This is a genomic window from Granulicella sp. L60, assembly GCF_009765825.1.
Lineage (GTDB): Bacteria > Acidobacteriota > Terriglobia > Terriglobales > Acidobacteriaceae > Edaphobacter.
Genome location: NZ_LMUR01000018.1, coordinates 961,704 through 974,957, shown reverse-complemented (window position 1 = coordinate 974,957; position 13,254 = coordinate 961,704). Strand labels below are relative to the sequence as shown.

General features: G+C 57.6%; 10 protein-coding genes and 1 pseudogene. 4 read left to right on the top strand and 7 right to left on the bottom strand.

What is annotated here, in order from left to right; genetic code table 11:
- The first annotated feature begins 138 nt into the window (after positions 1 to 138).
- Both GSQ82_RS14350 and GSQ82_RS14345 read left to right on the top strand, forming a co-directional pair.
- On the top strand, positions 139 to 4,221 hold the full coding sequence (locus tag GSQ82_RS14350; protein ID WP_158792921.1) for an Ig-like domain repeat protein: 4,083 nt from the start codon (positions 139 to 141) through the stop codon (positions 4,219 to 4,221).
- Between the two features lie 15 nt (positions 4,222 to 4,236).
- Positions 4,237 to 4,857 carry a hypothetical protein gene (locus GSQ82_RS14345; RefSeq protein ID WP_158792920.1) on the top strand — a complete coding sequence of 207 codons (621 nt, stop codon included), beginning with the start codon at positions 4,237 to 4,239 and terminating at the stop codon, positions 4,855 to 4,857.
- Between the two features lie 408 nt (positions 4,858 to 5,265).
- Here GSQ82_RS14345 and GSQ82_RS14340 read toward each other — a convergent pair whose 3' ends face one another.
- The 6 genes and pseudogenes from GSQ82_RS14340 to GSQ82_RS14315 all read right to left on the bottom strand — a co-directional run bounded on the left by GSQ82_RS14340 (position 5,266) and on the right by GSQ82_RS14315 (position 8,382).
- Positions 5,266 to 5,814, bottom strand: a complete 549-nt coding sequence (locus tag GSQ82_RS14340) for a cyclic nucleotide-binding domain-containing protein (protein ID WP_158792919.1) — start codon at positions 5,812 to 5,814, stop codon at positions 5,266 to 5,268.
- 73 nt (positions 5,815 to 5,887) lie between these two features.
- Positions 5,888 to 6,693 (bottom strand): annotated as a pseudogene (locus GSQ82_RS25755) (alpha/beta fold hydrolase).
- Between the two features lie 154 nt (positions 6,694 to 6,847).
- A complete protein-coding gene (locus tag GSQ82_RS14330) occupies positions 6,848 to 7,084 on the bottom strand; it encodes an alpha/beta fold hydrolase (RefSeq protein ID WP_158792918.1) in 237 nt (78 codons plus the stop codon).
- A gap of 92 nt (positions 7,085 to 7,176) precedes the next feature.
- Positions 7,177 to 7,467 (bottom strand): alpha/beta fold hydrolase, encoded by a 291-nt coding sequence (locus GSQ82_RS14325; protein WP_174243108.1) that lies wholly within the window; start codon positions 7,465 to 7,467, stop codon positions 7,177 to 7,179.
- Positions 7,468 to 7,594: 127 nt separating this feature from the next.
- Entirely contained in the window at positions 7,595 to 7,996 is a 402-nt protein-coding gene (locus tag GSQ82_RS14320; protein ID WP_371417233.1) for an alpha/beta hydrolase, read from the bottom strand.
- Positions 7,912 to 8,382: an alpha/beta fold hydrolase gene (locus tag GSQ82_RS14315; protein ID WP_158792915.1), complete on the bottom strand. Its 471-nt coding sequence runs from the start codon at positions 8,380 to 8,382 to the stop codon at positions 7,912 to 7,914. The genes GSQ82_RS14320 and GSQ82_RS14315 overlap by 85 nt, the downstream gene beginning before the upstream one ends.
- A gap of 351 nt (positions 8,383 to 8,733) precedes the next feature.
- On the opposite strand from GSQ82_RS14315, the gene GSQ82_RS14310 reads away from it, so the two are divergent.
- Entirely contained in the window at positions 8,734 to 9,720 is a 987-nt protein-coding gene (locus GSQ82_RS14310; RefSeq protein WP_254061651.1) for an FAD-dependent oxidoreductase, read from the top strand.
- 723 nt (positions 9,721 to 10,443) lie between these two features.
- On the opposite strand, the gene GSQ82_RS14305 is transcribed toward GSQ82_RS14310, so the two are convergent.
- Entirely contained in the window at positions 10,444 to 11,829 is a 1,386-nt protein-coding gene (locus GSQ82_RS14305; RefSeq protein ID WP_158792914.1) for an amidohydrolase family protein, read from the bottom strand.
- An 863-nt stretch (positions 11,830 to 12,692) separates the two neighbouring features.
- On the opposite strand from GSQ82_RS14305, the gene GSQ82_RS14300 reads away from it, so the two are divergent.
- A partial coding sequence (locus tag GSQ82_RS14300; protein ID WP_174243078.1) for a carboxypeptidase-like regulatory domain-containing protein occupies positions 12,693 to 13,254 on the top strand: 562 nt, incomplete at its 3' end.

Genomic DNA, 13,254 nt, shown 5'->3' with positions numbered 1-13,254 from the left:
TGCAGGGGCACAGGTTAGAGCTTATTCCAGCTGCAGAATCCAAATCCCTCGCTTTGCACTTTTTTCTGGGGACTGGATCGTTGACTTTGTCACAGTCCCCATTTGTCAATTTGTTCCAACCTGACTTGGAGACCTCTGATGAATGCAACCTCCCCCTGCGCCTCGCATTTTTTTCTGCGTCTTTTTAAGGGACAATTTCTCAAGATTCCATTCGCGATGGCCATGCTCGGCCTGATCCTGATCGTGTCACAGACTGCATTCGCAGCCACCTTCACCGTCACCAATACATCCGACTCCGGTACAGGTTCGCTGCGTGACGCGATCACTCAGGTAAACACCGGTTCGGGCGGTGACACGATCAACTTCTCCGGTGTAACCGGGACGATCACGCTGGGCAGCACACTCCCTCTAAACAAGAGCGTGACGATCAATGGCCCCGGAGCGAATCTCCTGACTCTCTCCGGAAACGATACTGTAGGGGTAATCAGTACTGGCGCAGGGACGACAGTGAATATCTCGGGGCTGACCATCGCTCATGGCTTCGCTCCACTTGGGGCCGGCATTGTCAACGGAAGCTCAGGCCTGTTGACAGTGACCAACTGCGTCTTCTCCAACAACGTGGCCATCAACACGGGCACCGCCACCCTTGGTGCAGCTATATACAGTATCCAAGGCGCCTCTGTATTAACGGTAAACAACAGTACTTTTGTTCATAACAGTGCAAGTGGTGAGGCCAACACTGGTGGCGGCGCAATTTTTGTCAGTACAGGTGTGGTGAACAATAGCACCTTCTTCGGGAACAGCGCCCCCGCTAATGGTAGCTCTATCTTTGGCGTACTCGGGCCCCTTCTGACCGTGCGGAACAGCACTTTCGTTGGCAACATTGGTAGTGGCGCAACGATCAATGCCTCCGGCACCTTCAAAGTTTCAAACAGCATCATCGCGGGCAATACCGGCGGAAATTGCGAAGGAACCAACTGCACCACCGGCGATAACCTGATCGGCAGTAGCATGCCCCCTCTTAGCCCTCTGCAGTACAACGGCGGCCCGACGCCGACGATGCTGCCGTTGAGCAGCGGCACCGGAATCATCGGGGCCGGGTTAAACAGCACACTGGCTACCGATCAACGCGGCTTCGCGCGTCCAACCTCCGGTGCCAGCGATCTCGGCGCAGTCCAGACCTACAATCTGATAGTCACCACCACCGACGACAGCACCAACAGTGGAACAACCTGCACCGGTGGCGACACCTGTTCGCTGCGTGATGCGATCACACTGACAGATAGCCACGGTTCGGGAGACGTTATCCCCCTCAGCACACTGCAGGGAACGGTTGCCCTGAGCAGCGCACTGCCGGACATTACCGCTGACGTCAACCTCACGGGGCCGGGTGCGAACCTGCTGACGGTCTCCGGCAATGGAGCTGTGCCGGTGTTCAATATCACCAGCGGGGTCACAGCGAACCTCTCCGGTCTCGCCATCGCCAATGGCAGCTCCAGCAGCAATGGCGGTGGTATCAACAACAGTGGCGCATCGTTGACGCTGACCAACTGCGCTCTCTCCAATAATGCCGCTACTGGCGGAGCTTCCGGCGGCGGTCTTGCCAATACGAACCCAGCGGGCAGCGCGACCGTGACCGACTGCACCTTCTCCGGAAACAACGCCCTCAACGGCGGCGGTATCTATAACCTCGGCGCGTTGCTGGTGACCAACAGCACCTTCTCCGGCAACAACGCTCCCGGTACCGCAGGCAGCGGCAGCGGTGGCGGCATCTTCAACCAGGGCGTGGCGGTGGTCACGAGCAGCACTGTCTCCGGTAATGCCGCTGGCACAGGTGGCGGCATATCCACCAGCACTGGCACGATGACTGTGACCAACAGTCTGGTGGCAGGCAACACAGAGGTTGTGTCGCCGGGCGACGATTGCAGTTCATGCGGTCCACAGACCCCCTTCAACTCAATCAGCACCGCAGGCGCGCCCATCACGGCGGCGCAGGTCATGCTTGGCCCACTGGCTTACAACGGTCTGAATCAGACGGTGCAGACTCTGCTTCCACTACCCGGCAGCCCTGCAATCGAGACCGGCGATCCCACGCAGTTACCGGTCGACCTCACCACGGACGAACGCCAGTTGCCGCGCACTATCAACAGCAAACTCGATCTGGGGGCGGTCCAGACCAACTACACCGCAATCCAGTTCGCCCAGCAGCCGTCGAACACTACGGTCAATACGTCCATCTCACCAGCGGTGACGATGAGCGTAACCGAAAGCGGCACAACAGCGGTAAACATTCCAATCCCGATCACCTTCACAGGGTCAGGCGCGCTGCATGGAACACTGACGCAAAGCACGGTGGCTCCCACCGTCATTAGCAATCCCGCGCTGGCCGGCTTTGCAGATCTGAGCGGGGATACGGTCGGGACCGGCGATACGTTGACCGCGACGCTGGCAATAACACCAGCGGGGATAACGCCCGCACAAACACTAACCGCAACCAGCAATCCGTTCAACATCACCCAAGCAACCGCAGATGTGCCGACGGTGACGGTTGGTCCGTCGTCGCCGACGTACGGCCAACCTGAAGCAGTAACCGTAACTGTACCGACGACGGGGAGCGTTCCGCCAACCGGTGTGGTCACGGTCTACAACAATGGCAACCCGATTGGGACGGGAACGCTCGGTCCAAATGGAACCGTGATAGTAACGATTCAAGGCGGCACGCTGCCAGCAGGACCTGCCTCGATTACAGTCGGCTATCCCGGCGATGGTAACTATGGAAGCTCGACCAGCGTATCGGTACCAGTGACGGTAGCCACAGTGACAAGTGCACCGACGCTGACAGTGGGTCCTTCCTCGCCGACGGTTGGCCAGCCTGCAACCGTGACCGTAGCGGTGCCGACTGTTGAAAGCACACCGGCAACCGGCACGGTCAATGTCTACGACAACGGCAGCCAAATCGGAACAGGAACGCTGGGTCCGAACGGAACCGTCACAGTGAATATCCCCGCAGGCCTCCCGGTAGGTAATAACACCATCACGGCAGGCTATTCGGGGGCAGGAAACTACGGAGGCTCAACCAGCGCTCCTGAATCCGTCACGGTGGCTCCTGTCGTGAGCGTGCCGATGGTCACTGTCGGTCCCTCCTCACCGACAGTTGGCCAGCCTGCAACCGTGACCGTTACAATACCGACTGTCGGCGGCACACCGGCAACCGGCACGGTCAATATCTACGACAACGGCAGCCAGATCGGGACCGGAACGCTAGGCCCGAACGGAACCGTCACGGTAAATATCTCCGCAGTCCTGCCGCTAGGTAGTAACACCATCACCGCAGGCTATCCAGGGGCAGGAAACTACGGAAACGCCATCAGCGCCTCTGTATCCGTAACTGTATCTCCGATCGCAGGGATTCCGACCGTAACAGTCGGTCCCTCCTCACCGATAGTCGGCCAGCCTGTAACCGTGACCGTTACAGTACCGACTGTTGGGAGTACCCCTCCTGTCGGCACCGTGATCATCTACGACAACGGCAACCAGATCGGGACGGGGACGTTGGGGCCAAACGGAACCGTCACCGTAAACATCCCCGGAGGCCTACCAGCCGGAAACAACAACATCACGGCTCTCTACTCAGGAGGAGGAGGAATCTATGGCAGCGCGACCAGTGCAACCGCGCCGGTTACCGTCAGCGCCACTGTAGCTCTCGACTTCACCCTGACGCGAACCTCGGCAGCGAGCCAGACGATCATCCCAGGACAGGCTGTAACGATTGCCCTGCAGGTAGCTCCCACAAGCGGAACCTATCCCGGAGTCGTCAGCTTTACAGCTACAGGACTTCCCGCAGGCGCCACAGCTACCTTTACTCCGGCGCCGGTCGCGGCCAACGCGGGTCCGGCGCCGGTCAATCTGGGCGTCCAGACGGCTCCTCTGGCGAGCGCGAACAGACTTGGCAACCCGGTTGCGCCAATCGCTTTTGGGATGTTTCTGCTGCCTCTCCTTGGAGCGAAACGGAAAAAGCTGATCTCAAATGGACGAGCGACCGGATGCTATCTCCTGATGGTGCTTGTCCTACTTGCAGGTGCCGTTACCATGGCTGGCCTCACCGGTTGTGGTAGTGGGAATGGCTTCTTCGGTCACGCCCCCCAGACCTACAACATCACCATTACAGCTACTAGCGGAACCGTGCAGCATTCGGTCAACGCCACGCTCAACGTGCAGTAGATAAGAGGAGAAAGAATGCGTTTATCATTTCGAGATTTTCTGCTGCTCGCAGCACCATTACTACTGACGGCCGGTTTGAAAGCACAAATGCCTGCAACTACCTCCAGCCTCGGCCACCAGGAAGTAGATCTTGGTGTCACATACACAGCGCAGCACAGCAATCTGGTCTCTACCCCCACCTTCTGGCAGCAGGGCGGAAGTGTGGAGCTTTCAACCCAGACTTGGCGTGGTCTGGGAGTCGCGGCCAACATCACCGGAACGGAGGTCGGAAGTGCTGCTAATAGCGGGGTCGGACTCGATATGCTCACAACCACCTTCGGCCCGCGTTATACGTGGTACAAACCGAGAGGCGCATCTCCTAAACGAAGTCTCGCCATCTTCGGTCAGGGATTGATCGGCGAAGCCCACGGCTGGAACAGCTACTTCCCATCAGCAGGCGGAGTGCAGACAAGCCATAACTCATTTGCACTCCAGGTCGGTGGCGGCGTCGATCTGGGGCTATCACGTCATTTTGCAATTCGCGCTATTCAGGCCGACTGGCTCCGCACTCAGTTTCCCAACAGCGCAACCAATGTACAGAACAGCTTCCGTCTGGGTGCGGGGATTGTGCTGACACTTCCTCAGCACAGTAAATGATCTGAGCCAGCGAAGAGCAAAGCATCGGTCGAAGTTTTTTTCGCAAATAATACTGGCTCTCATCCTGTATTAGTCCAGGATGAGAGCCAGATAGCACTCGGTAAAAGGCTGCGATACTGTTGGAAGAGGCTGATGGCGAGGACCTGCACAGTCGATGAAGTCATGTCTCGGAAGCTGGACAGTGGCGAACCGATCTTCGATGGCCGAATACACTGGATGCACAGGTCGGTCAATCAGAACTTGGATGGAAGGCACCACTCGGCCACGCGCAGAGAGTCTCTTTCGGCTTTGTTACGCGTTGAACGTCACCCCGCTCAGCTTTCTGGGTTATGGGGGTGAACCGCTGCCGAGCGAATCGAGGGCGAAGAGACGGCCGGCTTAGTGAAGAACGTCTTAACGCCGAGCTTCTCAATAGCCGTTGCGGCTGAGAAATCGCTGGAGACGAATCGTGTCGATGCTGTACCCGTGGCCGAGGAGTGTGACCCCGCTGGTGGCCTGCTGAACCAGGTTACCCCTGCGGCTGATGGAGGCCTGCATGATGAGGTTGGCGATCTCAGTCTCTGACCGCATGATCTGCGCCAGCGATGCGCGGCATATACGCATTAACCGCGTGGGCCGGACAGCACGGCAGCTAACCAGGGTCTCCCGGTTATCTAGGAGATCTAGTTCACCGGTGAACTGGCCGTCGGTCAAGCGTGCAACGATATGCTCCTCGCGATTATTTCCGACGCCTTCAAGGATCTCGACGGCGCCATCGAGAATCACGAACCAGTCAACGTCGCGCTCGCCACGGACGAAGAGGGAGAAGGACTCCGAGACAATCTCTTCGCTGCCATAGCACTTCAGGCGATTAAGCAGAGCGGGCGCGAAAGTTGGGTGGAAGATGCCAGCAGTCTGGATGCCAGCGGACTGGGGGCTGCTCGAATTTGCTTCGGAAAATATCAGCGAGGATGTCATGGCGCGCTTCAGCGAAAAATAGCGGTGATGGGAAGCGGGACGCCGTTGCGGGCGCCCCGCGACCTCGAGGGGCTTAGCTCTTGAGAAACCCGAGCAAGCCCTTGTTGATCACGTCGGCGTGCGTGATGGGCATGCCATGCGGGAAGCCGGCATAGACCTTCAGCGTCGCATTCGGGACCAGTTTGACGGTTAGCGCGCCCGCATCCGGGTACGGAACGATCTGGTCGTCATCTCCATGCATGACGAGGGTTGGGACATCGATCTTCTTCAGGTCTTCGGTGAAGTCGGTTTCAGAGAACGCCTTGATGCAGTCGTAGGAGCCCTTGATGCCATTCTGCATACCCTCGAACCAGAAGTTCTCGCGCACGCCTCGGAGATCGTCGCTCGCGGCCGGTTGTAGCCGAAGAATGGGAGCGAGAGGTCCTTGTAGAACTGAGAACGATCGTTGACAACGCCGTCGCGAATCGCATTGAGCGCTTCGATCGGGGTGCCAATGGGGTTGTGCTCGGACTTCACCATGATCGGCGGCACAGCGCTGATGAGCACGGCTTTCGCTACGCGACTCGTGCCATGGCGCGCAATGTAGCGCGCAACCACGCCGCCTCCCGTGGAGTGGCCCACCATGATTGCGTCCTTCAGGTCGAGCCCTCCGAACAGCTCCGCAAGGTCGTCAGCGTAGGTGTTCATCTCGTTGCCATCCCAGGTCTGGCTGGAGCGGCCGTGGCTGCGGCGATCGTGTGCGATGACGCGATAGCCGAGGTTGCCGAAGAACAGCATCTGGGCGTCCCAGGCGTCCGCGTTCAGCGGCCAGCCGTGGGAGAAGGTGATGGGCTGACCGGTGCCCCAGTCCTTGTAGTAAATCGTGGTTCCGTCTTTCAGAGTAGTGTGCTCATGATCTCCTCGATTCTCGCGGGTGACTGTTGCGTTGGAGTGGAGACTCAGTCTGCTTGATGCTGAGCCGGTTTCTTCTTTCTGAAAGTGATTCTGACCCCGCCCGCCTCGTATGAACACCTCACCAAGGGGGCTTTGTAAGCTACTCGTTTGGGTGGTTGTTGAGCGCGTTCCTTGCCGCCTGATCGATGATGGCCGCCACCTCTGCCGGGTCCTGCTGAATGACCATGTGACAGCTGTCCACGGACACGGTAACGGCGCCCATTCTCTTCGCCATCATGGCTTCCATCGCAGGCGCCAGCATCTGGTCCTGGGTGGAGATGAGAGCCCAGTTGGGCTTCGTCTTCCACGCAGCAACCGTCAACTTATCGTCGAACATGGGGCCTTAGCTCTGGCCCTGGGTTGCGAGTGCGAGTAGACGTTCCTCCATAGGCAGGCCTTCAGTGACGTAGTTCAGCATTCCTTCCGCGGTCAATGTGGCGAATTTCTCCGCGTCGAGGCGAATCTGCTTTTGTCCGGCGGTCCAGCCGTAAGGTTCCCGGCATCGTTCGAGGATTCTCCGACCTCCGGAGCGTAAGCCGTGATGTAGACAAGCCCGGCGACCTTTGGATCGTCGCCGGCTTGTGTGATAACGGCTCCGCCCCAGGAGTGGGTCACGAGGATGAGCGGGCCATCCTGAAGCGCGATGATGCGCTTCGTGAAGGCGACTTCATCCGCGAGGGAAGTCATCGGATTCTGCACGGCGACGACGTGGTAATCCATCTTTTGCAACAGTGGGATCACCTTCGACCAGCTTGATCCATCCGCCGTGTACCAGAACGATGTTCTTGACGCGTGTATCGAGTGCCTGGTTAGACATGGCAGTTCTCCTCTTTGGTGGTTGGTGGCGTTATTTGCGTAACGCAGTCTTTGCAGCCTGGTCGATCACCGCGGCGACTTTGGCCGGCTGCTCGAGCATGGCGAGATGGCAGGTCTGAAGGGTGATCGCAGTAGCGCCCAGACGCTTTGCGGAGGCCTCTTCCATGGCCGGCTGAAGCATCTGATCGTTCGCCGCGATGATGACCCACGAAGGCCTCGTCTTCCAGGCGGCGACGGTCAGCTTCTCACCGAACATCGGGCCGTAGCTTTCGCCCTGTACGGCAAGCACTATCCGGCGCTCTTCCATCGGAAGTCCCTGGGCGAAGTGGTTGAGGATGCCGTCCGAGGTCATGTAGGCGAACTTTTCGCTGTCGACGCGGATAGACTTCGGCCTTCGGTGATGCCAAACGGAGTGCTCGCGTCGTTCGCCGATTCGCCAACATTGGGCGCATAGGCAGCTACATAGACCAGACCTGCGACCTTCGGATCGTCGCCTGCCTGAGTGATGACCGCGCCGCCCCAGGAGTGGGCGACGAGGATGACGGGACCATCCTGTAGAGCGATAGCGCGTCGGGTGGCGGCTAAATCGTCGGCGAGCGAGGTGAGAGGATTTTGGACAGAGACGACGTGATAGCCTTCACCTTCGAGGATAGGGATGATCTTCGACCAGCTGGTGCCATCGGCAAAGGCGCCATGGACGAGGACAATGTTCTTTACAACGGGGTCGGGCGTTTGCGCGAGCAGAGGAGCGGCTGGGATGAGCGCAGCTGCCAGACCGATGCTGTTGCGGAGTGCGATGTGAACGATTTTGTTGAACATGATGTTCTCCTTTTGAGTTTGTGGACCGGTGAGTGAACTTATGCCGATATGCGGGCGTTCGACACGAAGGGATCGGTACTGCTGCGTTGCTGACTTTGATCAGCTAGTAGGTGGAGTATGTTCGGGTTCAATGCGGAAGGGGCCACCCGGAAGGGGTGAAAAATAGCTACCTCATGGGATGAGCGAAGCCATATCGACTCATACAGGAAACTCGGCGGAAGACCACCCGATCGGGTGGTGACGGGCGCGTGGAGGGGAGATAACCTAGAACGGATATCACACGCCGGACGGCTTCGCGATACGACGCAGAGGATAGGAGTAAGAGTTGCATGACAGAGTTCGACGCAATCATTGTGGGGCCGGGCAGGCAGGCCTTCGCTCGCCGGCAGGCTGACGGCCGCTGGATGGACCGTCGCGTTTGTAGAGCGGAAGCTCTTCGGCGGAACCTGTGTAAACACAGGATGCACGCCTACCAAGGCACTCGTTGCGAGCGCACATGCGGCGCACCTGAACAGGAGTGCCGAGGACTTCGGAGTTGCACCGAGCATCGCGGTAACCGTGGATATGCGCCGAGTGAAACGGCGCATGCAGGATATCGTTGCGAAGTCGCGTGATAGTGTCGAGCGATCGCTGCGCGGGATGGACCGCTGCACTGTATACCAAGGTACGGCGCACTTTGTCTCCGCGACGGAGCTACAAGTAGGCCCCGATATATTGAAAGCACCGCACATCTTTCTCAACGTTGGCGCGCGCCCAACGATCCCAAAGCTTCCCGGCGTCGACACGGTGCCTTACCTGACGAGTTCCACCATTCTGGCTCTGGGTACGTTGCCGCCGAGCCTGGTGGTGGTTGGCGTAAGCTACGTCGGGCTGGAGTTCGCGCAGATGTACCGGCGTTTCGGTTCGGACGTTACCGTCGTTGAACGTGGGACGCGGCTCGTCGCACATGAGGACGAAGACGTTTCGCGGGCGGTGCGGGAGATTCTGGAAGCGGAAGGGATTCGCGTGCGGCTCAACGCGGAGTGCATCTCGCTGATCCACGGAGGCGACGGGCTGGTGGTGGGCGTGAGTTGCATCGACGATGAGCAGGAAGTTGAGGCGTCTCACGTTCTGCTGGCGATGGGGCATACCCCGAACACGGACGATCTTCGCCTGGAGGCTGCCGGCATCTCGGTCGACGAGGACGGCTATATCCCGGTCTACGACCGGCTGTGTACCGCCGTCCCGGGGATATGGGCTCTCGGCGATTGCAATGGACGTGGTGGGTTTACTCACCTGCCTACAACGACTTCGAAATCGTCGCGGCCAACCTGCTCGATCACGATTCGCGTAAAGTGAGCGATCGCATTCCGGTGCATGCGTTGTATATCGATCCACCACTCGCCCAGGTTGGCATGACCGAACATCAGGTACGGCTGCGCGGGCCGGCTACGCCAAACCAAACCACCATTCGAGGCAGCGGCGTGGAAGGTGTAAGTGTCAGGTTGGAGCTTCATGTAGGTCGCTTCGGTGCGGGTTCGTTTTCACCCAATTTGCCTACAATCTGTGTTGGGCTGGATCGGTTCCCGAATCGAACTGCACAAAATACTGGCTTTCCGGCAACTACGAATAGTTGTGACTCCGCCTGCAGCAAGTTCAAATGGTGGGAATCGCCTGTGCGCTTATCGAGCGCTATTCGTTTGAGGACCAAGGAACAGATTCATAAGTCGTGGACATGTCAGCGGCAGAGGAGGCCGCTCATATGCCCCAAAAGGCCAGGAAACCTGTTCCTAGGAAAATCGTCCTCCGCCTACCGGATCTCGATCATGCAAAATCTTCTGTACTCAATAGCTTGAGTTCCCCCCGGCTGTTGAATGATAATAAAGTTTTATCCTCAAATAGCAATAACCCGTTTATTTTGTGTAACGAAACTTCATCGAAGGTCTTTGGCGTCGATCAGGATACTTCAGGATGCACCCAGAGTATAGGAATGGCTTGGCGCTGTGGTATTGCCATTCCTGATGTGCAGTGACGGGAAGTGAGATATTCCGATGATCCTCTCGTAGAAAGTAAGTCCACGTTCTATCTGGTGGCTGCGAGTTGTTTGAGCTTGGCTTGAAGCTGAGTTAGATCTTGTTGCGACAGATAGTGGCCGTCGGTGACGACGGCCTTGATCTTTCGCGTGTTGGCGATGTCGGCAAGAGGGTTCGCTTCCAGGAGGACGAGATCGGCGAATCGACCTGGCTTGACCGTTCCAAAATCATTGAGCCGGTTGAAGAATTTCGCCGGGTTGAGAGTAGCGGTCTGCAGCGCCTGGAGCGGGGTGAAGCCGGCGGCGACGAACCGTTGCAGTTCAAGATGGAGGCTGATGCCGGGAATCACATCGACGCCTGCTGGAGTGTCCGTGCCAGCCAGAAAAGGAACATCGGCGGCATGAAGTTTGCGGACAATGTCCAGCTCGTGGTCGACGAACTTTTCGCGGATGGGAAGCGGGTCAACATCCAGGTTATTAAGGATTCCCTTTTGCGCCGCAGGCCAATGTTTGACCACCCAGGAGTGGGGAGCATAGGCGAGATCGGGATCTTTTGTGTAGTCGATGGCGTCGACGAGCCACTGGCCTCGCTCCCAAAAGAGAGTCGGACACTGCCAGACCTGGTTTTGGGCCAGCAGTTGAATGATGCCATCTTCGAGTCTGGAGTCGTAGGTAACAAGGAACATGCCCACAGTCTTTTTTCCAATAAGGTACTTGGTCTCGTCAGGAGAGCTGGCCTCAAAGACGCCGATGAGATGCTCGAAGGTGTGCTGGCCAGCGGCGACAGCCTCAGAGGCGCGGATAGCGTCTGGAACATGGCCTTCAAATACAATGCCCACCTTCTTTGCTTCGTCGGCGATGGCGAAATAGGCTTCCCGGGGAACTCCGGATTGGACCTTGATGAAGTCGGCGCCGCGGCTCTTAAGCATATCGACAGCCTTGCGGCCGTCGTCAGGAGTTGTGATGGCGATGGCTGCCTTGTAATGGGAGGTAGGGCCATCGAGCATCGGGCCGGAGACGAACATGCGGGGACCGAGAAGTCGGTGTGCGGCGATCTCGTCGCGGGCATGGAGAACAGGATCAAGTGCGCTGCCCATGTCGCGGATACCGGTGATGCCGTTGGCGAGGAAGAGTGGCAGAACGATATCCGTGCCATCGGCGGCGGTGCTGTCGAAGTAGACATGCGTGTGCATGTCCCAAAGACCGGGGATGAGGTATGCGCCATGGGCGTCAATTACCCGTCCGGTTTTGGGTTTGAGCCTGGTGCTGCGTGCAACACTGGTGATTCGATTGCCCTCAATGACTACGGTCGTGTCGGATTGGATTGTGCCGCCTATCGTGTCGATTACCTTGGCGTGGGTAATGGCAACGGTTTGTGCTCGCGCGACGAGCGTTAACAGTGCCAAGGAGAAGATAAGTTTTTGTAGTGTCTGCACAGAATTGATCGTAAACGGTGGCCCGATGATTGGGTCATATGGTTTTCGGTATTAATGCTAAATCGCCATTGCGCGTTTCAGCGGTTGCACTTCTGAAGTAGTTCGCGGTAGGGATATCAGTTGCCTGATACCCTCGCACAGATCCGTACGGGCGCTCGTTAGCGCATACGGCTCTTACCCGGATGATTGGCCGCGAAGCGATCAAGAACTTGCTTTCCGCACACCCGTAAGCCCCTGTGACACGCGCCCCGCTCTGTGTCGGGCGCGTGCTGGACTGATGGATGTTCTCCTTGATCAGCGGGCCTTCCCTCCTCACTCTCCGCCATCGATTGCTCGATTTTGTTCGAATGATTCATCGGTACTATGCGGCTGTCCGACTCCTCGGATGAAGAAAGCGCACAGCGGCTGGAGGCAGGCGAGGAACTGAGCTCCTCCCATATGGAGAGCAAGATAAAAAAGGCCTATCGTTGAAGTAAGGAGTATGCATTGGGTTTGACGAAGCGATGGTTAGAGGAAGAGGAGGCCAGACGTTACTACATGTCCGACGACAGCGTGTGCGCGCGATGCTTCCATGACAGAGGAATTTAACGCTCCATTTAGCAACACCAAGCCTAGCCTCGTTATCGGACCCAGCCAACGCTGGGTACACCACTCAGCAACCAAAGCCGAGCAGCCTTCCTTTACGAGACAAGCCTCGTCTAAGCGAAATTCATACCGTCGTACATGACTCTAAATAAGCCCAGCAGGCGGTTTGCAGAATCGCGTCAAGGCATGCATTGCCAGGCATATAGCAAACAGCCTAAGCTCCTAAGTGCAGCCGTAGGGTCGTTTACGCGCTCTACTGCATTGCATGAGGAAAACCAATGACGCACAGCATCAAGAAGCAAATGTTTTCAAGGGCCCCGTATCTACGCATCCGCTCAAAAGCGCAAGCTGTTTTACTAAGCGGATGCTTTGCTTTCACAGTTACACCTTTCCTATCAGCACAGAGCACTACAGGCGACATAACTGGAACAGTGACCGACACAACCGGCGCAAGCGTACCTAACGCCACTGTGATACTCACCAACTTAGGAACAAAGGAATCAAGGACTATACATTCAGGCGATTCGGGCGATTACACTTTTACCCAGCTTGGCCCTGGCAGCTATTCGGTACAAATCCAAGAAACTGGCTTTCAGTCCTTTATCATCCCATCCATCGCCCTGAACGCCGGGGACCGTGCTCGTGAAGATGCCAAGCTTGTGCTGGGATTAGAATCCACCACGGTGACGGTAACCGCACAGACGCCGGCATTGCAGACGGACAGCTCTAGCATCTCGCATACGGTGACTGATCAGTCTGTGCAGGATCTGCCGCTTAGCGGACGCAACTACATCAACCTCGTGCAGATCACGCCCGGTGCGAATGAAGGTCCAGGTAACG

Bases quoted from the DNA above. Each gene is read 5' to 3' on its own strand.
- GSQ82_RS14315 (WP_158792915.1), bottom strand. From the start codon at position 8,382: ATGTTCAACAAAATCGTTCACATCGCACTCCGCAACAGCATCGGTCTG.
- GSQ82_RS14330 (WP_158792918.1), bottom strand. From the start codon at position 7,084: ATGTTCGACGATAAGTTGACGGTTGCTGCGTGGAAGACGAAGCCCAAC.
- GSQ82_RS14340 (WP_158792919.1), bottom strand. From the start codon at position 5,814: ATGACATCCTCGCTGATATTTTCCGAAGCAAATTCGAGCAGCCCCCAG.
- GSQ82_RS14325 (WP_174243108.1), bottom strand. From the start codon at position 7,467: ATGGATTACCACGTCGTCGCCGTGCAGAATCCGATGACTTCCCTCGCG.
- GSQ82_RS14345 (WP_158792920.1), top strand. From the start codon at position 4,237: ATGCGTTTATCATTTCGAGATTTTCTGCTGCTCGCAGCACCATTACTA.
- GSQ82_RS14350 (WP_158792921.1), top strand. From the start codon at position 139: ATGAATGCAACCTCCCCCTGCGCCTCGCATTTTTTTCTGCGTCTTTTT.